At 52.3% G+C, this 26,550-nt stretch carries 23 protein-coding genes; all 23 read left to right on the top strand.

Annotated elements, in window-relative coordinates; genetic code table 11:
- Positions 1–22: 22 nt before the first annotated feature.
- The 23 genes from WC683_00260 (at position 23) to WC683_00150 (ending at position 26,388) form a co-directional block, all read left to right on the top strand.
- A complete protein-coding gene (locus WC683_00260; GenBank protein ID MFA4971012.1) occupies positions 23–1,060 on the top strand; it encodes an N-acetylneuraminate synthase family protein in 1,038 nt (345 codons plus the stop codon).
- Entirely contained in the window at positions 1,053–2,177 is a 1,125-nt protein-coding gene (gene neuC, locus WC683_00255; protein ID MFA4971011.1) for a UDP-N-acetylglucosamine 2-epimerase, read from the top strand. Before WC683_00260 ends, neuC begins: the two co-directional genes overlap by 8 nt.
- Before the next feature lie 99 nt (positions 2,178–2,276).
- Positions 2,277–3,497 carry a polysaccharide pyruvyl transferase family protein gene (locus WC683_00250; protein ID MFA4971010.1) on the top strand — a complete coding sequence of 407 codons (1,221 nt, stop codon included), beginning with the start codon at positions 2,277–2,279 and terminating at the stop codon, positions 3,495–3,497.
- 57 nt (positions 3,498–3,554) lie between these two features.
- Positions 3,555–4,985, top strand: coding sequence for a surface carbohydrate biosynthesis protein (locus tag WC683_00245; GenBank protein MFA4971009.1), 1,431 nt, complete (start codon positions 3,555–3,557; stop codon positions 4,983–4,985).
- Between the two features lie 120 nt (positions 4,986–5,105).
- Entirely contained in the window at positions 5,106–5,705 is a 600-nt protein-coding gene (locus WC683_00240; GenBank protein MFA4971008.1) for a CatB-related O-acetyltransferase, read from the top strand.
- Positions 5,706–5,760: 55 nt separating this feature from the next.
- Positions 5,761–6,348 carry a hypothetical protein gene (locus tag WC683_00235; GenBank protein MFA4971007.1) on the top strand — a complete coding sequence of 196 codons (588 nt, stop codon included), beginning with the start codon at positions 5,761–5,763 and terminating at the stop codon, positions 6,346–6,348.
- Complete coding sequence (locus WC683_00230) at positions 6,345–7,031, top strand: methyltransferase domain-containing protein (protein ID MFA4971006.1); 687 nt, start codon at positions 6,345–6,347, stop codon at positions 7,029–7,031. Before WC683_00235 ends, WC683_00230 begins: the two co-directional genes overlap by 4 nt.
- 45 nt (positions 7,032–7,076) lie before the next feature.
- Positions 7,077–8,207, top strand: coding sequence for a glycosyltransferase family 4 protein (locus tag WC683_00225; GenBank protein ID MFA4971005.1), 1,131 nt, complete (start codon positions 7,077–7,079; stop codon positions 8,205–8,207).
- 20 nt (positions 8,208–8,227) lie between these two features.
- A complete protein-coding gene (locus WC683_00220) occupies positions 8,228–9,337 on the top strand; it encodes a glycosyltransferase (protein ID MFA4971004.1) in 1,110 nt (369 codons plus the stop codon).
- Positions 9,334–10,491: a glycosyltransferase family 1 protein gene (locus tag WC683_00215; GenBank protein MFA4971003.1), complete on the top strand. Its 1,158-nt coding sequence runs from the start codon at positions 9,334–9,336 to the stop codon at positions 10,489–10,491. Before WC683_00220 ends, WC683_00215 begins: the two co-directional genes overlap by 4 nt.
- 3 nt (positions 10,492–10,494) lie before the next feature.
- Positions 10,495–11,757 (top strand): glycosyltransferase family 4 protein, encoded by a 1,263-nt coding sequence (locus WC683_00210; GenBank protein ID MFA4971002.1) that lies wholly within the window; start codon positions 10,495–10,497, stop codon positions 11,755–11,757.
- Positions 11,754–13,178, top strand: coding sequence for a radical SAM protein (locus WC683_00205; GenBank protein ID MFA4971001.1), 1,425 nt, complete (start codon positions 11,754–11,756; stop codon positions 13,176–13,178). Before WC683_00210 ends, WC683_00205 begins: the two co-directional genes overlap by 4 nt.
- 25 nt (positions 13,179–13,203) lie before the next feature.
- A complete protein-coding gene (locus WC683_00200) occupies positions 13,204–13,851 on the top strand; it encodes a YdcF family protein (GenBank protein MFA4971000.1) in 648 nt (215 codons plus the stop codon).
- Positions 13,848–14,678: a GNAT family N-acetyltransferase gene (locus tag WC683_00195; protein ID MFA4970999.1), complete on the top strand. Its 831-nt coding sequence runs from the start codon at positions 13,848–13,850 to the stop codon at positions 14,676–14,678. The genes WC683_00200 and WC683_00195 overlap by 4 nt, the downstream gene beginning before the upstream one ends.
- Before the next feature lie 23 nt (positions 14,679–14,701).
- Positions 14,702–15,787, top strand: coding sequence for a DegT/DnrJ/EryC1/StrS family aminotransferase (locus WC683_00190; GenBank protein MFA4970998.1), 1,086 nt, complete (start codon positions 14,702–14,704; stop codon positions 15,785–15,787).
- 2 nt (positions 15,788–15,789) lie between these two features.
- Positions 15,790–16,902: a DegT/DnrJ/EryC1/StrS family aminotransferase gene (locus WC683_00185; GenBank protein MFA4970997.1), complete on the top strand. Its 1,113-nt coding sequence runs from the start codon at positions 15,790–15,792 to the stop codon at positions 16,900–16,902.
- A gap of 12 nt (positions 16,903–16,914) precedes the next feature.
- The gene (locus WC683_00180; GenBank protein ID MFA4970996.1) at positions 16,915–18,114 is read left to right on the top strand and encodes a glycosyltransferase; all 1,200 of its coding nucleotides are present in this window, start codon (positions 16,915–16,917) and stop codon (positions 18,112–18,114) included.
- Entirely contained in the window at positions 18,111–19,130 is a 1,020-nt protein-coding gene (locus WC683_00175) for a sialate O-acetylesterase (GenBank protein MFA4970995.1), read from the top strand. Before WC683_00180 ends, WC683_00175 begins: the two co-directional genes overlap by 4 nt.
- 28 nt (positions 19,131–19,158) lie before the next feature.
- Positions 19,159–20,682, top strand: a complete 1,524-nt coding sequence (locus tag WC683_00170) for an oligosaccharide flippase family protein (GenBank protein MFA4970994.1) — start codon at positions 19,159–19,161, stop codon at positions 20,680–20,682.
- Positions 20,683–21,262: 580 nt separating this feature from the next.
- Positions 21,263–22,240 (top strand): SDR family oxidoreductase, encoded by a 978-nt coding sequence (locus tag WC683_00165; protein MFA4970993.1) that lies wholly within the window; start codon positions 21,263–21,265, stop codon positions 22,238–22,240.
- A gap of 5 nt (positions 22,241–22,245) precedes the next feature.
- Entirely contained in the window at positions 22,246–23,298 is a 1,053-nt protein-coding gene (locus tag WC683_00160) for a glycosyltransferase family 4 protein (GenBank protein MFA4970992.1), read from the top strand.
- Positions 23,273–25,105 carry a nucleoside-diphosphate sugar epimerase/dehydratase gene (locus WC683_00155; protein MFA4970991.1) on the top strand — a complete coding sequence of 611 codons (1,833 nt, stop codon included), beginning with the start codon at positions 23,273–23,275 and terminating at the stop codon, positions 25,103–25,105. The genes WC683_00160 and WC683_00155 overlap by 26 nt, the downstream gene beginning before the upstream one ends.
- A 152-nt stretch (positions 25,106–25,257) precedes the next feature.
- A complete protein-coding gene (locus WC683_00150) occupies positions 25,258–26,388 on the top strand; it encodes an SLBB domain-containing protein (GenBank protein ID MFA4970990.1) in 1,131 nt (376 codons plus the stop codon).
- Positions 26,389–26,550: the final 162 nt, after the last annotated feature.

The raw sequence follows: 26,550 nt of genomic DNA, 5'->3' as shown, positions 1-26,550 counted from the left end.
TCGATGAAAGGCCTACGCTGATATGAGTCCGAACATTAATGTGGCAGGAAGATTGGTCGGTGAGGGTAGTCCTCCATTGGTTATTGCTGAAATAGGCATTAATCATGAAGGCAGTATCAATAAGGCGGTAAAGATGGTCGACGATGCTTACGGCGCTGGATGCGAGTGTGTAAAATTTCAGTGTCATGTGATCGACGATGAGATGATACCCAATGACGTGATTCCTGGAAATGCAAAGGAAAGCATATGGAAGATTATGTCAAGATGCGCCCTGAGTGAAAGTGAGGAAATTGAGCTCAAAAACTATGTCGAAGCGAAGGGGATGATATACCTCAATACACCTTTCTCACGTGCGGCGGCTGACCGTCTTGAGTCGATGGGTGTTTACGCCTATAAAGTTGGGTCGGGCGAATGTAATAATTATCCGCTTATCAGGCATATAGCCGCCTTTGGAAAACCGATCATTTTAAGCACCGGAATGAACGATATTCATTCTATCAGTGAGGCGGTTGCAATTCTGAAGGATGCCTGCGTTCCATATGCGATATTACATTGCACATCGATCTATCCGACTCCCTACAACAAGGTTAGGCTGGGTGCTCTTGTAGAACTTAAAGAGGCATTTCCAGATGCTGTGATTGGACTCAGTGATCATTCAATTGGAAATTATACGTCTTTTGCTGCAGCAGCACTCGGAGCAAGTATCCTGGAGAAGCATTTCACTTCGGATAAGTGCTGGCCTGGTCCGGATATCCCGATATCTATTGATCCCAATGAGTTGAAGGATCTTATTTGTGGGACAAATGCAATTCATAGAGCCTTGGGGGGAGAAAAGGCCATCCTGCCTGAAGAACAGCCAACTATCGACTTCGCATATGCCTGCGTTGTTGCAATAAGAGATATCTCAGTCGGAGAAACTCTCAGTCTGGAAAATATCTGGGTGAAGAGGCCAGGGACAGGGGGCATAAAGGCCAAGGATTTCAAGTCGTTGTTGGGCAGAAGGGCGGCGTGCGATATAAGAAAGGATCTGCAGTTAACATGGGAGCAAATAAGTGAATAAGAAGATTCTTTTTCTCACAGGCACGCGTGCAGATTTTGGCAAGCTAAAACCTCTTATCAATGAGGTGGAAAGATCTGCCACGCTGGAAGCGCATGTATTTGTTACCGGTATGCACATGCTTCCAAAATATGGAAGCACATATGATGAGGTCCTAAAATGCGGATATAAAAACATACATTATTTTATCAATCAGCGACATAACGATTCCCTTGATGAAATATTGGCAAACACCATTCATGGACTCAGCAATTTTGTGATCCTTGTAAAACCGGATATGCTGATTGTTCATGGAGACAGATGTGAAGCCCTTGCAGGGGCGATAGTGGGGGCGATGAATAACATTCTAGTGGGCCATATAGAGGGCGGGGAGATTTCCGGTACAATCGATGAGTCTATCAGACATTCCGTTTCAAAACTTGCGCATATTCATTTTGTGGCGAATGATGAGGCAAAGAAACGATTGATTCAGATGGGTGAGGCTCAAGAGAACATATTCGTCATAGGATCGCCGGACATTGATCTCATGTTGTCAACGGATCTTCCCCTTCTTGCAGAAGTTAAAGCCCATTACGATATTCCCTATGAGCGTTACTCGTTGTTTGCATATCACCCGGTAACATCGAGTCTACATGATTTGAATAGAAACATTGTCGAAGTGGCAAGCGCGCTTATAGAATCAAAGCGTAACTATGTTGCCATTTATCCGAACAATGATCCTGGCTCAGATATCATACTCAATGAGTTATTTCAGCTTGAGAAGAGCCCGAGAATCAAGTTGTTCCCTTCCATTCGATTTGAGGCGTACCTGGTGTTGCTCAAAAACTGTGAATTCATCATTGGGAACTCAAGCGCAGGCGTCCGAGAGGCCCCATTCTATTCGATTCCATCGATTAATATCGGCACCAGACAGCAGTGTCGCTTCAGGCATCCAACAATAATCGATGTGAAAGAGGATAAGGATAAGATATTGAATTCGCTCAATCGAATCAGCGATGTTCCCCATATGCCCAGTGACAAATTTGGTGATGGAAGAAGCGCTGATAGATTTGCTGAATTATTGAGGAGAGATGATGTTTGGAAGATAAGCATTCAAAAGAGATTTCTCGATATTGACTAAATTGATGCGCTGTATTCGAAACAAAGCAGGTAATATGTGTCATGGCAATATTACTATAAAGCAGTTGTCGCTGTAAGTGGCGCTGACTGAAAAGAACATGTGAGCAAGTGGATGCGCAAAATCAAAATATTACATTTGGCGTGTTATTCGACGAACATTGGTGATTGTGCCAATATCGACGGAATTCGTCGGACTCTACAGCGTAATTTGCCAGATTGTGAGATTACGTTCACCGACGAAGACATGATCGGTTACTCCGAATTTATGGGGAAGAAACGATATGATTGTCGTGAGTTTGTGGCGTTAGCTAATTCACATGATGCCATGATAATAGGAGGCGGCGGTCTTTTCTCGGGGCTATCTCATCATGACAAGACCGGTTGCTATGTTGGCCTTGATATTGAGACGCTGGAAAGAATTCAGGTGCCTGTCATTTATTATGCTCTGGGGTTTGCCTCATATTATGGACAAAAGTATAAGGCTAAATCGGCATTTGGATCTTATCTAGAATATTTAACAAAGCGGCCCAATACGCTTATCAGCGTGCGAAATGACGGATCTCTTAAAAGGCTTGGACAGATCTTCGGACATACTGCAGTGCAGAATATAACTACAGTGCCTGATGGTGGTTTTCATATGGCCACGCTGAACGTAGAGCACAAAGAGCTTTCTGATGAGAAACCGCTGGTTACAGTGCAATTAGCGGGAGATAAACAGCGGTATAGATTCAGAGAAGAGCCGTCTATTTCTTATAGGCTGATGGCCAGAGTGGGTCTTGCGGACAAGATGGCCGGTGGCAAAAGAAGACGAATATTCTTATCTCAGTTATCTAGCGCGCTAGTGCATCTAGTTAATGAGCAAAATATCAGAATAGTTTTTGTGCCGCATATTCCGGCCGATCTGGAAATTATTTCTGAAGTGTTATCCACATTGCCTAGGGATATATCTAGATTGCGTTCAACAGTGGCGCCCGTTGTTTCGGCGGACTCGGCTTACCGTAAAGCATTTGATCTTTACAGGCATGTGGACATGGTGGTGGGTATGAGATTTCATGGCAACGTGTGCCCCATTGGCATGGGGGTTCCAACTCTTGGATTGGGCACTCACCCGCAACTCCCAGGACTCTATGATGAATTGGGATTGCAAGAGCATTGTATGGATGTGCTGGAAGATGATTTTGAGGACATGTTCTTTATGCGCGTTATTGATATCCTCGGCCGTTTGTCCGAAGTCAACGCTCGTTACAAAAAAGTGGCAAGAGACTTGGATGAACAGACAACTCTGTTTCAGGCGAAAATGAAAAAGTTGATCCTCTCATAATATCTATCAAACAAGCCGCATTCATTCTAAATGTCGCTAAGTAATTATGGAGATAAGATGGAGAACAATACAATAACGTGCTGTTTGCCGATAGAGATAAAATCACGAGAACTTGATGCCAGACTTTTTCTAGCTTGTGAACTTGCTCGCGCTGGATTTACATGTTTATTGGGCTCTAAGAGCGTCGTGCATCGCAGAATGGGTAATATGGCTCCATTCTTGTATTTTGACAAAGGGCTTACACCGGCGCAGCGCGATTTTTGCGAGGACATTCATCGAAATGGCGGCTTTATCATAAATTTGGATGAAGAGGGTGGGATTATTGAGAAAGGTATGTTCACGTTCATTGCCAGGTATCCGGAAGAACTAGTGCCATTCTACGATATGTATTTTCTTTGGGGTCACGCACTAAAAGAATGCCTCCTGGAAAATAGAAAGAGTGTGGACGCAACACGTTTATTTGTAACCGGCCATCCTCGGTTTGATCTGCGAAAAAAGAAGTACGAGGTGCTCTATAAAGAGAAAGCCGATTTGTTACGAGAGAAGTATGGTAACTATATCTTAGTCAATACGAGTTTCGCATATGCGAATCATGTGCTTGGATATGAGAAGGGGATCAGGGCACTACCTGGCCATTTTGGCAATGAAGATCATCGGAAGGATGGGATCGATAAGGCATATTACAGACTTGTGCAGTATTATGTTGTCGGAGCAATATTGCACATCGCCGAGCAGCACCCTGATATTAGAATAGTAGTTCGTCCGCATCCATCAGAGTTAGTACGATTCTATGAGGACGTTTTTTCGGGCCATGACAATATTTCCATTATTCAGGAAGGTTGTGTTCAGGAATGGAACATGTCTGCGTTAGTGGTTATTCATCATGACTGCACGACTGCAGTTGAGGCAGCATTTTCTGGAATACCTACTATTTCCTATTGTCCTATTCGGGATAACAACTTTGCTCCGGAATTGCCAATGCTCGTGAGTGATGTTGCGAGCAGCGAGGCTGAGTTAATGCGCTTAGTTGACAAGTACATAAGTGAGCGGCGCGAGCGTGATATTCTGGAAGAGAAGAAAGATATCATACGACCTTGGATTGCCAACGTGGATTATGATGCTGCCACGAGAATTGCATCATGTTTGGCGGAAAAGAAGCTGTTCTTTGTTGAAGAATCGAAGAAGAGAATAGCAAGGCATGGCTCACAAAGGGTGCGAAAGATATCGATGTATGCCTTGCTAGGCAGTATCAGGTTGTTGGCAAGGCGAATTGCTAATCGTTGTTGTGTTTGGGATGTCACCGAGCGAATGAGGCGTCGTGAGTATGCTTGTCAAAAGATGCCAGGGATAGAGAAGGATGAACTTGAAAGTAAAATATCATCTCTTGCTCAGATTAATCCTGAGTTTGCACATATAGTTGTAGAGAGGCTGGATGCAGATGGTTTTCGTATTAGCAGAGCGTCGACAGAATATAATCACTCACAATAGTGCGGACATTGTAATGAGGCAGTTAACTCTAAGCGAGTTGGGAACAATATGGACTTCATAAAAGATATGGCCCGATTGGTCATCAAGTATTTTTGCTATCCGGTAAGATATCGTGGTTTTATGATCAAGTCATACATTGGGGTTAAACCAAATGCCGAGCATCCGATTCGGGTAGGCAGGAACGTTTCGCTAACATCTTTCACTAGGGTAGGCAAATATACTGTGCTTGCGGAAGGTTCTATGGTAGGCATAAATACTGAGAGCATTGGAAGATACTGTTCAGTTGGCGCGCACAGTATAATCGGAGCCAACAATCATCCCACAGATAGACTATCTACGTCCGCCTGTTTTTATTCTCCAGTCTGGAAATTGGTGAAAACTGATTTGCGTGAGAGGTTCAATGAGACAAAGAAGACCATCATTGAACATGATGTCTGGATTGGCGCAAAGTCAGTAGTCCTTGGTGGTGTTAGAATCCGGACAGGAGCCATCGTTGGAGCGGGAGCTGTCGTGACAAAAGATGTTTCTCCTTACGCAATTGTAGCGGGCGTTCCTGCCAGGATCATTGGATACCGTTTCCCAAAGGAAATTATTGATCTGCTTCTGGCATCGGAGTGGTGGAGAAAGGACCCGAGGGCGCTCAGCGAGAGTTGGAATTGCGACAATATTGGTGATGTATTGAAGAGCATCACTAGACTGCCGCTAAATAGACATGAATGAAGACATTCTTAACGTTTGGCATTAATAATTTCTAATGCGTAATTAACTATACATCATGATTGATATATTTGTTAGAATAATCAATGTCTCAATCGCCCAAATTCGTCACGACGATTTGTCGTGCTATAATAATGAGGGATGGGGTGGAACTAGTATTGACCGCTGGCCTATATACAATTTCTATAGAAATTATTTGTTAGGTAATAAAAAGACGGCACGAGAAGAGTATTGTCGCTGGTATGCTGAACAGCTTCAGAAATATGGAGAAACAAATAAGAGATATGGAGGAATGTTTAGGGGCTCATTGTATACACTGATTAATTCCAGGCTGGCAGATAAATGTTTGTCTTACGATTATTCGTCTGGAGACGAAAAGTATAATGAAATAGTCAGAAATGCTATATGTGAGCGCGTTATGCAGCGCTTCGCATTGGCAGAATGCATTGCTAAAGAGGGCTATGATTCATCGGGATCTGATTGGATTATGGGCATTGAAAGGGATGGCTTGGTTTATTTGAAGAATGGGCATCACAGATGCGCTGTTCTCAAGGCGCTAGGCTTTGAAGTAGTTAATAATGTCTGTTTGTGCAGAAATTATCTTCATTATCGGGCACTAACATTGCTGCGAAGGATAGTAAAATGATTGATTTAATGTCACGTGATCAAATGAATGAGTGGATTCAAAAACAGTCCTGGTATCAAACTATTGATCTTCATGATGGCTTGTATACACCAGGTAAGGTTAATACGAGGCTCCGGCTTGCAGAATTGACTAAGGTAGATTTCACTAATAAAAGGGTTTTGGATATCGGCTGCAATTCTGGACAATATTGTCTGTTCGCAAAAAAGATGGGAGCTTCGGAGGTTGTAGGTGTCGATATCGATGAGCGTCGTCTCGCTCAGGCCCGCACGCTGGCTTCATATGAAGGATATAATATTATATATGAGACAATGAGTGCTTCGGAGATTCAAAGCCTTGGTAGTTTCGATATTGTATTTTGCTTTGCCGTGCTTACGGAGATTTCGGATCTCTTTGGTACGGTGAGGTCGCTGCGTGAAGCTATAGGAGATTATGCCTTGCTGGAGCTTGACTTGGCGCGGCCCATGCTTTTTTTGCCTCAGATTCGCCATTGGTTCAGAAGAACAAGGCCTTTGGAACTGACAAAGGCATTTGCCGAGATACGCGTTACGAAACGTGGTGATTTTGTGATAAGTCCAACGCTTGAGGTTTTAGCAAAAGCATTTGGTGAAGAGTTTTATTTAAAGGCCCTTGGTAAGGGCCTGAGATACGATCTGATTGAGGTGAAGCGTAGTAAACCTGTCTGATAATCGCCAATTTGATCATTTCCATTCGCTCTATTCCTTTCTAAAATGAAAATAATCTATTTGTCATCATCAATAGTACCCTCTCAAAGCGCAAACAGCATTCAGGTGATGCGCATGTGTGCGGCGCTTGCCAGGGCTGACAATGAGGTAACATTGGTTGCTCGCCGACGCAGGCAGTGCGGTGAGGATGTCGATTTATTTTCGTATTATGGAGTGGATCATAACTTTAAAGTAAAAACATTTTTGGCGCCGAATATTCGGTATGGATCGAGCCTCTTTGCCCTGACAAAATTGAGATGTCTGATAAAAGCATATCGGTCGAACGAAGTGCTGATTTATGGCCGTGATATATATGGTGTATGTCTTGCTTTGCATAATGGTTTTCGAGTGATTTATGAGACTCATGCCCCGCCTGGTCGTAATGTTGCTCGCAGGGTGCTAGAGGGCTGGTTGCTGCGCCAGAGGCGGCTTGTTAAATGTGTTACTATATCTAAAGCTTTGAGAGCGGAATACTGCAGGTTGCACCGTGCTGTGGCTGAAAAGATCGAAGTGCATCATGATGCAGCGGATTGTGACGATCAGTTGTATGAGAAACGATCGTGCGACGGTTCAGCGGCCTCTCCATTGCAGGTGGGTTATGTCGGTAAAGTTCTCTTCGGACGTGGAATAGAACTGATAGTGGAAATGGCAAATCAACTTCCTGACGTTGCCTTTCATATAATCGGTGGGACGAAGGATGACGTTGTTGCGTATGTTTCGTCTGTTCCCGACAATCTGCATTGCCATGGGTATGTTGCGCCGGCTGAGGCTGGGCGCTATCGTGCAATGTGCGATGTCTTGCTGATGCCATATCAAAATAAATTGGAGGTGACAGGGCGTAAGGTAGACACTTCACGCTGGATGTCACCCCTAAAAATGTTCGAGTATATGGCTTCAGGAAAAGCCATTGTAGCATCGGATATCCCTGTTCTTCGCGAGGTGCTGGATAAAACGAATAGCGTTCTGGTACATCCTGGCAATGTTGACGAGTGGGTTAATGCTGTGACGTTGCTCAAGGATCCTTGCGTACGAAGACGATATGCAGATGCTGCTCGCTCTGAATTTGAAAGAAAATATACATGGGATGTTAGGGCAAAGAATGTATTGCGTGGTATAAATGTGGCCGCTCTCTCGTAATACCAGCTAAAGGGTAACTGATGCGTATCGCGGTCTTTGATGTCCCGGCAAGCGAGACCGGTGCTCTCAGCATTCTGAAGGGTTTCTTTTCCCATGTCGGCGCGCATGAGAAGGAACATGAGTGGTATTTTGTCGTGAGCACGGATGCCCTGAAGTCCGCCGGGCCCCATGTCCACGTTATCGTCGAGAAATACCCGAAGAAGAGCTGGGGTCGGAGGATCCTGTGGGAGTTGTTCATGGCACCACGGCTGATCAGAAAGCTGAACCCAGACGTCGTCGTGTCATTGCAGAACACAGCCATTCTTTTTACGAAAAAACCGCAGGTAGTCTATGTTCACCAATCTCTGCCTTTTCTACGCGAGCGAAAGTGGTCTCTTCTGAAGAACGGGGAGCGTGTCCTGTGGCTTTATACGGAATTGTTCTATTATCTCATCAAGAAGGCCGCTAATCGTGCACATACTGTCGTCGTCCAGACGATGTGGATGAAGAGGGCGCTGGCAGATGCGTATGGAATCTCACATAACAAGGTCGTTGCCTTGATGCCGCCGATCAGCCTTCCTGCGACCGACGGTGCTGAGAGACTGAAAGGGCGCAGGCAGTCTCAGGAGTTCTTCTATCCTACCACATCGTTTGTTTACAAAAATATCGATGTGCTTCTTCAGGCCCTGAAGATTCTTAAGTCAAAGGGTATTGCTCCACGCGTGAGCGTTACGATCAGGGGAGACGAAAATGGCTATGCTCGTCGCATGAAGCAGCACGCCGAGAGGGAGGGGCTGAAAATGGAGTTTCTGGGTCCGCTGCCTCGTTCAGAGGTGATGCTGTGTTATCGCGATTCTATATTGATCTTTCCGTCACTGGTGGAAACCATCGGGCTGCCGCTGCTTGAAGCGCGGGCGCTGGGGGGCGACATCATCGCTTCCGACCGCCCGTTTTCGCACGAAGTCCTCGATGGTTACCCGAGGGTGCGCTTCTTCGACCCCTGTTCTCCCGATGAACTGGCGACGCATATGGAAAGCATTATGGCGAGGGAAGGGGCGTTCCCCGCGGAAAGCGCAATTTCCGTGCCTGCCCTTTGCGGGGATAATTCCTGGGCAACCTTTGTTGATCACATTGAAAGCGTCATCTCATGAGAGTAGTCATTAACGCGCTGTCAGCAAGGTATGGCGGCGGGAAAACCTATCTGTGGAATCTGCTCGAACATGTCGAGGAGCGGAGCGATTGGCAAATACTAGTCCTTGCAGAACCAGCGCTTGTCCTTCCCGAGAAGAAAAATATCCAGAGGCTTCCGCAGCATCCCGAAACGACTAATCCCTTTTACCGATCAGTGTGGGAACGATGCCATATCCCTCGCCTTCTCAATGAGCAGAGAGCCGATATCTACTTCTGTCCCGGCGGCGTCCTTAACGTCAAGGTGCCCTCCGCGTGTCGCTCGGTGGTGATGTTTCGAAACATGCTCCCCTTTGATCGGGAAACGCGATCACGGTATGGGTTCGGCTATATGAAGGTCAGAAACCTTCTGCTCGAGGGTGTGCTGCTCAACAGCATGAGAAATGCCGATCTGCTGATCTGCGTTTCGGAGTATGCGCGGGGCCTCATTGAGAAGAGATTGGGGGATCGCAAGGGTGCGATGGTGACGATCTCGCACGGCGTTGCCGACGATTTCAGGGGGCCCCAGGTTCAGCAGGTGGTGCGCCCCGCCTGGATCCCGAAGGAAGAATATCTCCTCTACGTTTCCTTTCTTGAGCTTTATAAGAACCAGCTCGAGGTCATACGGGGGTACAGCATCCTGCGACAGATCCGAAGGACGTCAGAGAAATTGGTCCTCGTCGGCCACAGCGAGACACCCTATGGCAGGAAGGTCAGGCGTGAGATCCGAAGGCGTGGGCTTGAGAAAGACGTCTTGTTGATGGGGACGGTCGCCTATGAAGAGCTCCCGAAGCTCTATCAGCATGCGAAGATCAACCTTTTTGCCTCTTCCTGTGAAAACTGTCCCAATATCATGCTGGAGGCGATGGCTTCCGGCCGTCCGCTGCTGGCATCGAAGCTCGATACCATGCGGGAGTTTGGCGGGGATGCCGCTGTGTATTTCAATCCTCATGATCCCGAGGATATCGCACAGCGGATCGCCTCTGTCATCGACGATGAAACGCTCCTGCGTAAGTTGTCGGAAATGGTGGGGCAGAGGGCCGAACGGTATACCTGGAAGAGTACGGCAGCCCTTACCGTTAGCGCTATTTCGCAGCTGGCAGCAGGTCATACAGTAGATGATCGGAGTCTGGTTTAAGACGTGAAGATCCTCCTCTTGACACAATGGTATTACCCTGAACCGGGGCCGCACGTGCATGAGCTTGCGGAAGAACTCGTGTCGAGAGGTCATGGGGTGACTGTGCTTACGGGGTTTCCCACGTATCCGTCCGATCGCTTTTACGAGGGCTACCGGCCTCGCCTGTTTCTCAGGGAGGAATGTGGGGGAGTGAAGATAGTGAGGGTTCCTCACTTTGCCCATGGCAAGGGATCGGCAGTGCTGCGCGTGCTCAATTACTGTTCCTTCATGTTCTCGGCCATGACCATCGGCAATGCGCTGATCGGCAAGGCCGACTGCATGTACGTGTTCCTGCCACCTCCTTTGCTGGGGCTTGCGGCGAAGGTCATTTCGTTTTTTCATCGGATTTCGCTGATGTATGACATTCAAGATATCTGGCCCGATGCGATCGAAGCAAGTTCCTTCAGTTGTTCGAAGGTTTTTAAGCGTGCCATCAGCCTTATAGCCAGCTTTGTCTACCCGTTTGCGAAGGCCATCAGCGTTCCCTCGGCCGGCTACAGAAGAAATCTTATCAGCAAGGGCGTAGAGGGAGATCGTATAGAAGTTATTCCAAATTGGGCTGATGAACACATCTTCCGCCCGTTGCCCTATGACGCAACCATGGCGAGGCAATACGGCCTGGAAGGGGCATTTACCGTCGTCTTCGCAGGAAACCTGGGCCATGCGCAGTCGCTTGAAACGATCCTGGATGCCGCTGAGCTACTGCGGGACAAACCGGATATCCGATTTTTGCTGGCTGGGGATGGCGCTGCACTGGAGTCGTTGAGGGTTAGATGCGGACGCAGCGGTCTGACCAATGTAATTTTTGCAGGAAGACTTCCCGTGGAGGACATGCCCTTGCTTTTCTCAGTGGCTGACCTCCTGGTAGTCCACCTCCGAGAACACCGGGCTTTCAGAATGACGATCCCTCGCAAGACGCAGGAGTATATGGCTTGTGGAAAGCCGATACTGATGGGGGTTGGCGGTGATGCAGCTGAGTTGATCAATGAGACGCGTGCCGGGGTCACCTGTCGACCCGAACTGCCGGCTGAAATGGCAGAGGCGATTCTTCAAGTGTATCAGCTGTCTCCGGAACAGCGTAGGGTAATCGGCAATAATGCCAGAAAGGCCTATGAACGTCTCTTTCAGAAGAGAGACGTCGTGGGTCAGTACGAAAGGCTTCTGTATCGTGTAGCTGGCATTGAAGCTTGCCGGCGTTCCGAAGTCTCTCAGTGTGGAGAGCTGTGAAGATCTTTTTCATAATTCCTCCGAGCATTCACTATATCGAGCCTTACGCCTATGTGGAGGCGGACAAGAGCAACGTCAGCCGTCCGCCCCTGGGCATACTGTACGTCGCAGCCGCGGTGCGGGAGTCGTGCGATGCGGATCTCCGGATAGTGGACCTCAATATCGGCGGTGCCTCGCTGGCGGGTCTGGAGGAGGAATTGCGTAGGGAGCAGCCCGACATTGTGGGATTCAGCGTGCTGACATTCAATCTCCTTAACTGCATGGAGGTCTGCAGGGTGGTGCGCCGTGCGAGCCCCGCCACCGTGATCTGCTTTGGCGGGTGGCACCCTACGCTCTATCCCGAGGAGACGCTTAACCTCGGTGTCGCTGACTGCATCGTAATGGGCGAGGGAGAACAGTCCTTCTGCGAGCTGAGTCGCGCGCTGGATCGGCGCGGCGAAGCGGACCTGGCGGCGTTGGAGGGGATAGCGGGCGTAGGCTACCGCACACGCAGTGGCGAAGTCCGGATAGGTTCTCGGCGCGAGCCGATTCGGGATCTGGACAGTCTGCCGTTTCCCGCATATGAACTGATCGACGCGGAGAGGTATTCGCACCTGTTGGCGACCACAGACCATGTTGTGAGCATCATGACATCTCGCGGTTGTCCCCACGGCTGCAGCTTCTGCGACCTCCGCCGCACTCCTTGCCGTTCCAGGACCCCCGCCGCGATCCTGGAGGAGATACGGCATTGGCACGGCCGCGGCGTGCGCGAGTTTTTCATCCAGGACGATAACTTTACGATGAACCGCCGGCGGGCCCTCGACTTCTGCCGGCTGCTTGCCGCTTCCGGGCTCGATATTACCTACAAGATCAGCAGCCGCGTCGATCACCTCGACAACGACTTATTGGCTGCGCTTAAAGCCTCAGGCTGCGCCCGCATCTATCTCGGCGTGGAAAGCGGTTCACAGAAGATGCTCGATTATCTGGAGAAAGGAGTCACGTTGCAGCAGACGCGTGACACCTTTCGGCTCGCTCAGGTCCATGGCATCGATTGCTGTGCCTATATTATGATCGGAATACCTGACGAGGGAAAAGAGGAAATCGAGCAGACGCGTAGATTTGTAAAAGAGCTTCGGCCGCGACACCTGCAGTGCTCTATCTGTACGCCGATGCCCGAAACAAAATTGTATCACAACCTGATGGAGCAGGGCGTGGTCATCGAGGATTACTGGCGTGCCTTTGCGCGCTGTCCCGACCCGGCTTTCCGCACGCGTTTTGCCAGCAGCCTTTTCAGCGGAGAGGAGTTGCGGCGAATGCAGAACGCCATGCAGCGGTCGTTCTACTGGAGCCCCCGGATTATCTGGCGTGAGATTCACGAAACTCGTGGGCTCAAGGGATGGATGAAGAAGACGAGGTTGGCGCTGAGGATTCTCTTTTCATGATTGCACAGCGACGCAGAGGTGAATCGTGAAGAGGTGGCTCGCTGTTGTGCTTGTCTTGGTGGTCACGTGCTCTACTGCCTGCTGGCTGGCGCAAACCAAGGCGGCGCTGTGGGGCTTCCTTGGTGTCGGGCAGCGGGATAACTTCGCTTGCCCGGTGGATGCCGTCGTCGTGCTGGGAGCGGGATATTATACGAAGGCAGATCGTCTTAATGGCGAATCGATACTGCGATTAGCCAAGGGTGTGCAGGTTTTTCAGGAGTGCAACGCTAAGTGGCTGGTGGTAAGCGGTCGTCTAGGATGGGCACGCAAGGAACGGCACGCCGAGCTTATGCGCGACCTGGCGGTGGCCATGGGTATACCGCAGCAACGCATTGTCATGGAGACAGAGTCTCTCAATACGCAGGAACATCCAATCCGACTCAAGGCGATGGGTTTTCTCGACTCAGAGTCGCGTCTGGTAGTGGTTACTTCGCCGTGGCACCTGCGGCGGGCTTTGATCGAATTCCGCCGTGTGTTCCCGGACGTCTCGGCGGCTCCGTCGTATTTTTTCTCGCCGGAACTTTCTGAGAAACTTGTCGTCTGGCTGCCGATGCTGCGGCAGCTCGACCTGTCAACAATGCTGCACGAATATGCAGGAATCCTCTGGTACGGATTGATTCGCCGATGGATATGAATCTGGTTTCGTTCTCCACAACGCCCGACCCGCGATTCCTTGACTTAGTCTGGGATGAGTTCTTCCGTGCGCGCAATCGAGGCTGTTCACTTCGTGCTCACTTTCCATGGATTGCGGATTCATCCGCAAGCACCTTATATGCACGGATTGAGGAAGGCTCTGAATTTATCAGCGGACTCGTGATGAAAGATGGTACATACTGTATGCGGGGTCGATTTCCCCGCGTTGCCTTGATAGGGCTCGTATGTGTACGACCCCAGTATCGCGGAAGAGGGTTCAGCAGGGAGCTGCTCACGGCAGCAATCGAGCGTGCGCGTGGTGACGGGTACGATGCTCTTACGCTTTGGACGGGCAAGCCACAGGTCTATGAGAGATTGGGTTTTCAACTCGAGGACCGCTCGCTTTTCGGTTGGGTGGTCAACCCGGATGCTTCAGATGGTGTCGATCCGTTTGTCTACGATTGCTCGTGCGATGGAACGGTGTGCGAAAAAAGCATGAATATCGCACTTCCGCCCTTTGCTTCGGCGGGCGTGATTCTCCGGAATGGAAACGCCGCTGCCACTATTGTTGCTGACAATGTTGGTCCTATCCTTGCCGAAACTGGCGGGGAGGCAGATGACGTTGTAGAACTGCTCGGGTCGGCAATGCCAAGGCGGTGGCGCATGAACGCCCTTATGGGCGATCCGATCCTGTCGCTCCTGCGGCATAAGGGCTGGCAAATAGAGCTGGAACAGGTGCATCTGCAGATGTGGATTTCCCTTAGTGAAGAGTTCGCACCCAAAGTTCTTGCGGACCTCGGACGTTTTACAGTCCTGGACCGCATCTGAACAGGAATGAGAGGAGCGTATCAATGATACCGCTGGTAAAGGTCGCGATGCCGCCCAAAGATCTGCTGATGCCCGCTTTGGAGGAGACGCTCTACAGTGGCATGATCGCTGAGGGGGAGGTCGTCTACAGGTTCGAGGCTGCGTTTGCTGATAAGTTCAAGCTGCCGAATGCCCTCAGCATGAGCAGTGGCACAGCTGCTCTGCATACATCGCTGGTGCTTGCAGGTGTGCGGCCTGGCGACGAGGTCATTTCCACACCGATGACAGCCGAGCCCACGAACCTCGCTATCTTGCATTCGGGGGCCTCTCCCGTGTGGGCCGATGTGAGTCCGCTCGATGGCACAATAGATCCTCAATCAGTGCGCGACCGCATTACGTCGAGGACCCGTGCCATCATGGTAGTCCACTATGCGGGCTATCCGGCGCGCATGGACGAGATCATGGCGATTTCGGAGGAAAAGGGCGTCCCGGTGATCGAGGACTGCGCCCATGCCCTCGGTGCTTCCTATGATGGTTTGAGCGTCGGGAGCATCGGCGATTACGGTATCTTCTCCTTCCAGGCGATCAAACACATGACCACGGTGGACGGGGGCGCTTTGGTGCTCAAGGACGCCGGCAAGGTACCTGACGCGAAAAAATTCCGCTGGTTCGGGATGCTGAAAGGGGTGTCCCGCACGGAAGTCGATATTACGGCCGTAGGCTACAAGTACAACATGACCAACGTCGGGGCGACCCTGGGACTCTCGCAGCTCTCGAGCATCGAAAGTCTCATCTCAAGACATGTTGAGAACGGTCGTTACTACGATGCGGAAGTTGCGCGCATCCCAGGGTTCTCGCCCGCCCGCTTCGATCCGAAGGCCCGACCGACATATTGGCTCTATACGCTTCTCTGCGATGATGCGGGTGGCGCCGCGCGGGCGCTCGAGAGCGTCGGTGTGATGGCTTCGAAGCTGCACAAACCCAACAATCTCCATTCCATTTTCCGCTCCAGTTCGCGAGACCTGCCGGGACTCGCGAGTTTCTATGACCGGCTGCTTCACATCCCCTGCGGGTGGTGGGTAGACGACGAGACAAGACAGCGTATCGTCGAGACGCTGCACAAGGGGTGAGCATGGAGAAAAGAAACGTTCCGATTTTTCGCGTCTATCATACGCCCGCCATGGAGGTCAGGGCCCTAGAGGTGCTGCGTTCCGGCGCGATTGCAGTGGGAAGTTACAATGAGCGATTTAGCTGCGCCTTTGGGGAGTTGATCGAGCGCCCTCATGTCGTGACGACTAACGATATGTCGAGTGCGATCCAAATTGCGCTGCGACTGGCGGGTGTCGGCGAAGGCGACGAAGTTCTTACGACGCCATTCGCTTGTATGTCTACCAATGCTCCGATTGCGACATCCGGCGCCCGGCCGGTGTGGGTCGACGTGGACCCTCATACCGCTACGATTGATCTCGATTCTATGAGGCGCGCAGTCACCTCCCGGTGCAAGGCCCTGCTGCTCTACCACGTTGCCGGTTACCCGGGACCGGTGGAAGAGGTGAAAGCTTTCTGCGACGAGTATGGCATCGTTCTAATCGAAGACTGCGACAATGCCTTGCTTGCTACGGTTCATGGAAAACAAGTAGGGCAGTGGGGGCGATTCTCCATCTATTCCTTCTATCCGAACCGGCAGATCAACGCGAGCGAGGGTGGCGCGCTTGCCTGCAGCGACCCACGCGATGCGGAGCGGGCCATCCGGCTGCGGCGGCTCGGTATCGACCTCAGAGCGTTCCGCGGTGCGGACGGAGAGATCGATCCTGCATGCGACATCCCGGAGGTCGGCTGGGCATCCACCCTCAACAACCTCTGTTCTGCGCTGGCATTTGAACAGGTTGCCACGGTAGCGGAGCGTGTTGCAGCGGCGCGCCGAAATGCACGGTTCTATGATGAAGCATTCGCGGGCTCGCGGTCGATCTCTTCAGTCGACCCCCTCCCCGGAGCGGCACCGAGTTACTGGAGCTATCTCATCCGTGCCGCGCACCGTGACGAGCTTATAGCGACGCTGAAGCACGTGGGCGTGGGTGCCTCGAAACACCATTACCTCAACATGCGTTACAGCGGTTTCAAGGTGAAGGCCCCGGAGTTGCCCGGAAGCTCTGAACTCATGGATTCTATATTTGCCATTCCCTGCGGATGGTGGCTCACGGCTGAAGATCTCGGTTTTGTGGCCTCAATGATCACATCATTCTGAGGATTTGCGTATATGCCGATGCTTTCGCTCGTTATCCCGACTCGCAATCGCCAGAGTTGTGCAGAGTTCGCGATCCGTGTGGCGCTAGAGGAGTGCCATGACGTCCAGGTTGTGGTGTCCGACAACAGCGATACAAACGAGTTGCGGGGGCGGATCTGTGACTTGGCAGAGGATCCCCGTGTTATCTATATCTACACGCCTGAGCTCATGAGCGTTGTGGAGAACTTCGAGCGGGCGCTTCAGTTCGCAATTGGCGAGTATGTTATGTTTTTGGGCGACGACGACACGGTGGGCCCTGAAATAATGCGCATAGTCAAGTGGGCACAGCGGCTGGGTATTGAGACGGTCAACTATAAGCATCAGGGTACGGTGCTTCACTATTTCTGGCCCGGCGTGCGGTCGCAGCGATGGGGGAAAGCGTTGGCAGGAAGCCTCGTGCTCTCACGTTTTACGGGGACGACGCAAATGGTGGATCATCACAGTGACATCGAAGAGGCGCTTAGCGATCTGGGTGCCGGTCCTATGTCGTTGCCGCGGGTCTATCTTGGTATCGTGGCGCGATCACTGCTGGCGCGTGTTCGAGCAAAATATGGCAGTGTTTTTGGCGGTGTCAGCCCAGACATCTTCAGCAGTCATCTCATTGCCGAGGAGTCGCGCTCAAGCGCGGTAGTAGATTTTCCCTTCGTAATCCCGGGGGCTTTCTCCGCGAGCACATCGGCACAGCGTGCAGCCCGAACCGATGTTGGCTCCATCAGGAGCACCGAACATATACAACGGTTCAAGCAGTTAGATTGGGATCCGATGGTCCCCTGCTTTTATTCCCCCTATACTGTTTGGGCATTCACTCATCTGGCTGCAGTGGCGTTGACTCCACGATACAGCAAGTCTATTTCCTTCGAGAGTCTTTACGCAAAGTGCCTGCTTCGATCTCCTGGGCATGTAAGGGAAACAATGGCCGCCTGGAAAGTATGGGCGCAGGACGTTGGTGTTCTTTCGGCGCTGGGTAAGGTGATGCGACAACTCGTCTTAGAGATTTCCACGACTGTCGTAAGATTGATGAAGACGCTTCTCCGGGGTAAGCCTGGGGGCGCTGCTTTCCAATATGGCGGAATTCCGGACACGCGGGGTGCTTTGCGGATGATGGAACGTCATCTTTGTTCGAGGCGTGTCGAGCTCAAATTGTCAGAAGAGAATTTCTTGGGGAGGGCATGATCGTGAGCTCGTATCGCAGGATCTTCTCAGTCAGTCTGGCGTTTCTTGCGATTGGGTTGATTGCGTGCGAAGACAGTCATACGATTGGGGGTTTTTTGGATGGGCTGGCTGCTGGTGAAACGGTGATTTTGCAGAACAATGGGAAAGACGATATTGCTGTATCTGGGGATGGAGCCTTTGCCTTTTCATCAAAAATTGCTGATGGCGATCGTTATGACGTCACCGTAACGGCTCTGCCCGAAAATAAGTACTGCACAATCGATAGTAAAGGTGTGGGGATTGTTTCAGGTGAGGACATACGGGATATACAAGTTTCTTGCTGGGAGCTGTGGCAGTTGGATGGCACTGTTTGGCTAGCTGCAGGCCAGTCGAACATGGAGGCATGCGACTCATTCAATGATTCAGATGTCGATGTTGAAGTTCTGACTTATTCTGCATTCAAGGGTGGAGAATACGTCCGTCATGAATGGAATCCGATTGCCAGCGTCGCCTGTTTTTCAGTGGTCGGAGGGAGCTTTGCGATCGATCTAGCAAAGGAACTAGGAGAATCAGTTTATGTGGTGGCGGTTGCAGAAGGGGCGACTTCGATTTCCTGTTGGATGGAGTCGGGCGATTGTTTTGACAAGAACGTCCTGCCGTTCACGCAGCAGCACATCGACGGCGTGCTCTTGTGGCAGGGTGAGACTGAGGCCCTGCAGATCCAAGATGCTGGCCCTGCTGGCTACGAGACAAAGCTCGATATGCTCATCGAGCAATGGCGGGAACAGTTTCAGGACCCGGACCTGCCATTTTTCATTGTGGAACTGCAGCACTACCAGGAGACGCCGGAATCGTCGGAGCCGTCATCGTGGGAAATCGTGCGCGCGGCGCAGTACCGCATTGCTGAGAAAGTCCCCAATGTCTTCCTCGTCGGATCGGTCGATCTGACTCCGGAGGGATGTCTCCATCCGACTCATGTATACCAGCGTATAGGCTCGCGCTTGGCTCTGATGGCCGAGACTTTCCTGAGTCAATGATGTCGGCTGTCAAATGAGGTTGTCTTTTGTGAACAAAGTTTACTCAAATATTTTAGCAAACGTGATCGGCCGCTTCTGGGCGGTCGTTTCCATTTATCTATTCATCCCGTTTTATATTCGCTATCTGGGAATCGAAGCGTACGGGATCGTTGGCTTTTACGCAGTCCTTCAGGGCGTCCTCATCATCGCCGATGCCGGTCTGACGGCGACGCTCAATCGCGAGCTAGCACGACTGTCGGCGCTGCCGGGCAGGGAAAAAGAGAGGCACAACCTTGTCCGCACGATCGAGGTCATCTATTGGACCATCGCCGTCTCCCTCGGGCTTCTCCTGCAGGCCCTTCTGCAGCCGGTCCTGATCACGTGGATCAATCCCGGATCGCTGTCGCCAGAGGTCGTGGACGGCGCTCTGAGACTGATGATCTGGGCGGTCGTCCTGCAGCTTCCCTCATCGCTCTATCAGGGCGGATTGTTAGGGTTGCAGCGGCAGGTCCTCGCCAATGTTCTTCAGATTTCCTGGAGCGTGATACGGAACGGCGGCGGCGTCCTGGTCCTGATCTTCGTTTCGCCGACCTTGCAGGACTTCTTTCGCTGGCACATCTTCTGCAATGCCCTGTATTCCGTGGTGCTGGGGGTGTGCCTGTGGCAGTCGCTTCGTGGACCGGTCCCGGAAAGACCTTCGTTCACCTTGCAAAGCGTGCGTAACGTCTGGAAATATGCGGCCGGGATGGCGACCATCGCCCTGCTTTCAGTCCTCGCCATGCAGGTAGACAAACTCGTGGTCGCCAATCTCCTCCCCTTGAAGGTGTTCGCGTATTACTCGCTGGCGAGTATGATTTCGCAGGTTCCCATCCTGCTGGCAGGCCCTATTTCCACCGCCGTGTTCCCCAGGCTTACGGCGCTGGTGGCCATGGGAGACCTGAACGCAATGGCATCATTGTATCGTCGAGCGTGCCAGCTGGTTTCACTGCTGGCCATATCCGTCGGCGTGATGATCTGGTTTTTTGCGCCAGGATTGATCTTCGCCTGGACGCATTCTTCCGAGGTTGCGGCCAATGCTGCTCCTATGGTGGGATGGTTCGTCGCGGGTTTCGCCATTCAGGCCATCATGTATATTCCGTTTCAGCTGGCCCTGGCTCACAGTTATGTGCGGATCAACATCGTGGTCAGCGTCTGCTCGCTCGCGTTGTTCGTGCCCTTGATGATCGTGCTGATAACGCGATACGGTGCCATTGGGGGCGCGGTTGCATGGGCATTGTTGAATGTGATCATTTTTTTCCCCTATATCACCCTTCTGCACAGACGATTCATGCCGGAGCATGCGCATATTTTTTACTCTGAGGCAGTGGGGGTTCCCTTGGCAGTGGCCCTCGTCATTGGTTACCTGATGAAAATGCTGTTTCCGCAGGGGGATTCGTCGATTCTGACCATTGCGGTCGCCGCGGGAGGTGTGGTTCTCTCCGTTATCTGTGGGGCGTGCCTGCTTCCCGGTTTTCCACGTCCCTTCGGCTGGTCGCAGTGGCCGATGAGCTGGCTTGCGAAGAGAAAGGCGTGATGCGACATATAAGGTCATTAGGCCGAATAGTCGTCAACCTTGTAAGGTTCATCCTTGTCAGCGGGCCGAATGATCGGCTTTTCTGTAGCGCTAGGGTCCGATTCCATCGCTGGCTCGGTTTTGCCATCGACAGAGATGCAATTCTCTATCGGAATGTCAATCTTGTAGGTAGGATCAGTATTGGTGCCGGCAGTTCGGTTTCTGATAACACTTGCCTCAATGGAGGGCACGAGGGGATTGAGATTGGACGGAACGTCATGATTGCACCCGGATGTGTAATTGTCGCGTTTGAGCATGGCGTAGCTGACCTGACGAGACCCATGGTTCAGCAGCCCTGGGTCTGTAGTAAGGTTGTCATTGAGGATGATGTCTGGATCGGTGCCAACGCGACAATAACGAAGGGTGTGCGGATACGCACTGGCAGTATCGTAGGGGCAGGTGCAGTTGTGAACCGCGACGTGGAATCCTATTCAATCGTCGCTGGGGTCCCTGCGCGCCCCATTGGTCACAGGGCCACTGGTTCTTCATGTGTGTCGAGTTTGCCTGACAATAACGAATGATTGACTGAAAGGTCCCTATGATGAAAGTTTTGGTTACGGGTGCAAATGGTTTTGTCGGCAGAAGGGTTTGCTCGTCGTTGAAAGAGGGCGGGTATGCAGTCAGGGCCGCTGTGCGCGATATGAATGAAAACGGCGTCGATTTCATACAACAGGTGATCGATGACGTCATCTGCGTCGGGAATATAGATGGGAGCACCGATTGGTCGAGGGCTTTGGATGGGGTCGACGTCGTAATGCACTTGGCCGCCCGCGTTCACATCCTTCAGGAGGTGTCGAAAAATCCCCTTGAGTCGTTTCGATCGGTGAATGTCCTGGGGACAGGGCGCCTCGCCAAGCTGGCGGCATCGGCGGGGGTCCGCAGGTTCGTTTATATCAGCTCGATCAGCATCCACGGCAATTCCACCGATGAGAGACCATACGTTGAGGACGACGAGGCAAATCCTCATAGCCCCTATGCAATATCAAAATGGGAAGCTGAAGTCGTTTTGCGACGAATCGCCCAAAAAAGCGGTTTGGAACTTGTTGTCGTTCGGCCGCCGCTGGTCTACGGCCCCGGCGTCGGCGGGAATTTCCTGCGGCTCATGCGCTGGGCCGACAAGGGGTGGCCCCTGCCGCTGGGAAGCATTCACAACCTGAGGAGCTTTATCGGCATCGACAATTTGGCGGATCTCATCGTCCGTTGCGTGGAGCACCCTGATGCGGCCGGTGAGACGTTCCTGGTTGCGGACGGAGAGGATCTGTCGACGCCGGACCTGATCCAGAGGATCGCGGCTCTCCTCGGCCGGCCGGCGCGCATCCTTCCCTGCCCGGTGGGCGTGCTGCGCAAGAGCGCAGCCCTCTTCGGCATGGAGGATGTCGTGGACCGTTTGTGCAATTCGCTTCAGGTCAGTTCTGAAAAGGCGAGAAGGGTGCTCGGCTGGCAACCCAGCATCTCCCTTGTGGATGGGTTTGCCGGCACGGCGAAGTGGTATGCCGACTCCTGTCGAAGGAGGAAATGATTGTGATGTTTTATCTCAGCTTCTTAGCTTCTCTGCTTCTGGCATCTGTTCTTCTCACTCGCGCGATGCTTGCCTACGCTACGCGCCGCTGCCTCGTCGATGTGCCCAATGAACGCAGCTCGCATGATATCCCCACGCCTCGCGGCGGCGGGCTATCGTTGCCGCTGGTATTCCTTGCGGGCATTATGTTTTTCTTCTGCAGTCGGTCATTCCTGACCTCGCATCAGTTTGTCGCGCTTGCGGGCGGCGCTTTTCTTGCGGCTGCCGTAGGGTTCTGGGATGATCATGGCGGAGTCAGGCCTGCTGTTCGCATCCTGGTCCATTTTTTTGCGGCCGCCTGGGTTCTTTTCTGGCTCGGAGGTTTCCCGGCACTCGATTCCGGCGTAACGGTATCGGGCGTGCTCCAGAATATCTTCTGGCTCGTGGCGCTCGTCTGGTTCCTCAATGCGTATAACTTCATGGACGGCATCGACGGCATCGCCGGCGCCGAAGCCCTCTTCATCTCCGGCGCGGCTGCCGCACTCCTCTTCCTGGGCGGGGCGCATGAATTCGCGTTGGCGGCGCTTGTCCTTTGCGCGGCCGCGGCCGGTTTCCTGTTTTGGAACCTCCCTCCGGCGCGCATCTTCATGGGCGACGTGGGCAGCGGTTTCCTTGGGCTCATCCTCGGCGCAATGGCGATACTGACTGCCGGCAACGGCGCATTGAATATGTGGGTGTGGGCGATACTCTTCGGTTCTTTTATGACGGACGCGACGGTGACGGTCTTCAGGCGGATGTTAAAAGGGGCTCGCTGGCATGCCGCCCATCGGAGCCATGCCTATCAGCATGCCGTGTCGCGTTTCAACAGCCACGGCAAGATAACCATGGCTGTGACCGTCATCAACGTGCTATGGCTCTTGCCCTGGGCGGTGGCTGCCTGGCTCCGGCCTGCAATGGGGGCGCTATTTGCAGTTATCGCTTATGCCCCCCTGATCTTGCTGGCCATCAGGTTTGAGGCTGGGGTAGACGACAATTTTAAAGGAGAGGTGAGACATGACCGTCAACCGCGAACATCTTAGGCAGGGCATCTTGATGGCGACGGATTCGATCATCATCATGCTGTCCTTCTATCTTGCTCTGCAGCTCGCCAGCCGCGAGATAGCGGATATACATTATTCGTGGTACGAATATCTGTGGATGCTGGGCGTCCTTCTGGGCGTCAAGCTCTTCATATTCGTGAAGAGCGGGTTCTACAGGGAGCTGGTGCGCTATGTGAGCATAAATTTTGCGGTGAAGCTCGTGAAACTCACCGTCTTCGGCTCGTTGATCGCAATAAGCGTCATACACGTGTTCCGCCGCGAGATTGAGATGCCCGTGCTCATGGTGGACTGGATGGTGAGTTGTATTTTGATCGGCGCGTCGCGATTCGGCTGGCGGTATGTGAAAGAGGGGCGTTTGTCCAGATCGTCGGGCAAGAACACGCTCCTGTACGGCGCAGGCGAACATGGAGCGGCCGTCGCCCGTCATCTGACGCTGAACGATCAATTGGGTTACAGGGTAGTGGGGTACATAGACGACAGCCCTGAAAAGAACGGCAAGAAGATCCACGGCATTCCTGTGCTGGGCGGTGTCGGCGATCTGCGCGAGGCCATAGAGAAATATTCGGTCGAGGAACTGGTGGTCTCGTTCGCGAACCCTGACGGCGACCTGGTCAAGGATCTGTTCAAGGTGTGCCGTGAATACAATGTCCGCTGCAGGATAGTGCCGGGAATGAATGATGTCATATCCGGCAAGGATATCGTCAGGAACATCGACATCGCTGACCTCATGCGCAGGCCGCAGCGCAGCCTTGACAAGGGGATGATAGGCGATTTTCTGCGAGGCAGGCGTGTGCTGATAACAGGGGCCGCCGGCTCGATAGGTTCCGAGCTCTTCAGACAGGTGCTGGATTTTGAGCCGTCGGCTTTGGCGGCGCTGGATCATTCGGAATACGGGCTCTATCAGCTGGACGAGGAGTTCTCAAAACATCCGTACAAAAACAGGTGTCTCTTCACGCTTGTCGATATCAAATGCGCCGATCTCGTCGAGGATGTGATCGCGAGGTTCAAGCCCGAGATTATATTCCATGCCGCGGCTTATAAGCATGTGCCCATACTCGAGCAGGACGTGAGGCAGGCCGTGCGCAACAACGTCGAGGGGCTGAAGAACGTGGTGGAGGCAGCTGAAAAGCACGGTGTTTCCAAGTTTGTGTTCATATCCACCGACAAGGCGGTCCGTCCGACCAATGTCATGGGCGCTACAAAGCGTATCGGCGAACTCATAATCCAGGCGGCCAACGGCCGAGGCAAGATAAAATGCTGCGGCGTGCGATTCGGCAACGTGCTCGCGAGTTCCGGAAGCGTGGTGCCGAAGTTTATTTCTCAGATAAAAGACGGCGGTCCCGTCACAGTCACCGATCCGGATGTCACCCGCTACTTTATGCTCATACCCGAGGCGGTGGAACTCGTGCTGCAGGCTGCGAGCATCGGCGAAGGCGGCGAAATATTTGTCCTGGATATGGGAAGGCCCGTGCGTATTGCGGAGATGGCCGAGGACCTCATCTCCCTCATGGGCCACGTGCCTCATTCGGGAATTCCTATCGTGTACACGGGGCTGAGGCCGGGCGAGAAACTGCATGAGGAGCTCTTCCTCGGCGACATAGACAGGACCACTCGCTTCAAGGACATCAACATCGGCAGGGTGGGCCACGTGGAACCGGAAATCCTGCGTGCGGAACTCGGCTCATTGCTGGATGTTGCTGCAAGGGGCGATGCCTCTCAAATACGCGCGATCCTCAAGAATCTGGTCCCGGAATACAACCCGACAGGCGCACGGATAACCATTTGATATTAAAAGGTTATATCTCACTTGAGAATACAGGGATTTTTTCGCATTTTTCTTAATAATTCATTGAAAGTGAAACGCTTTTCAGGTTTATATCCACACCCATGATTTTCTTGGGTCACCGGTCTCGGGTTCCGAGTAAAGGAGATTTCCGCATGTACCGCATCATCGCATTATTCCTCTGTCTGCTGGTGGTATTGGCCCCGGCCTCTCCGGCATTTTCCCAGTATCGAACGAAAGTGAATCAACAGGAACTCGGGCCTGCGCCGAGCTTCCGCGGCGGCGAGAGACAGAGTCTGCCTGACCAAATTCCGATACAGCAGGGCAGCTCAGGTTACATACCTTTGCCTTCTGCCCAGGGCGGAGCTTCAGGCGCTATGGGAATGGATTCAGGCTCCTCCCTCATCAATCTCGGTTATCAGGTGCACGTGCTGGGCGAGGTCATGAATCCGGGCACGTATCGTGTGACGGCCTCAGACAGGGTGTCCGAGGTGATAAAAAAGGCCGGCGGGTTGGCGTTGAACGGTTCCGATCGCTGGATCGAGCTCAGGCGCAGGGGCGGAGGGGTTCAGGTCGTGGACCTGCTCGCCTTCAAACTGTTGGGCAAGCTCGATCAGAATCCGTACGTGACGGACAACGACGCGATATTCGTCCCCCTTCGCAAGAGCGTGATCCAGGTCGTGGGCGCTGTGAAGAGACCGGACTATTATGAGCTGAGGAATGAGAAGAACCTGAGCGACGTCATCAGCCTTGCCGGCGGTTTCAGCACGGCGGCTGCAAAGGGCATGCCGATAAAGATCATCCGCTTCAGCAACGGCGAGAAGACCGTCACTGATGTTGTAGATGAAGAACAGAACATCAAGGAGTTTGCCGTCAACAGCGGCGACGTCATATTCGTGCCGGACCTCCTCACCAAGGACACCAAGTTTGACTACAACGTTGCATCGATACCCGGCGATCAGGTCTTCTATCCATCGTACGAGGACAGGGTGTTTGTGCTGGGAGGCGTGGCGTTCCCCGGCGCCTATGCATTCAGTCCCTATTACACCGTCAGCCAATACGTCACCCTGGCCGGAGGCCTCAACGACCGCGGCAAGGAGAAATACAAGGTCATACACATCGACGGCAAATCAAAGCATACAAAGGGCAACCATCGCGTGAATCCGGGAGACACGATCATGGTCAAGCAGAGCTGGATGAGCCCTGCGGCGTGGATGGGTTTTGCGCTCGGCATCGCCAGCTTCGGGCTCTCTGCGAGCGCGACGGTGATTGCGATTTCGAAATAGCCGGGACCGGAAGTTGGTTGATTGGAGGGCACCTCTAAAAACCTGTCTTTTAGTTTGTCATCCCCGAGTGCTTTAATCGGGGATCCAGTGTTTACAAGGGATTCCCGCTTTCGCGGGAATGACAATTCTTATGAATCAGAGGTTTTTAGAAGTGCTTTGGAA

This window comes from bacterium (assembly GCA_041648665.1).
Lineage (GTDB): Bacteria > UBA10199 > UBA10199 > 2-02-FULL-44-16 > JAAZCA01 > JAFGMW01.
The sequence above is the reverse complement of the archived record's forward strand: the minus strand, read 5'-3'. Positions and strand labels throughout refer to the sequence as shown.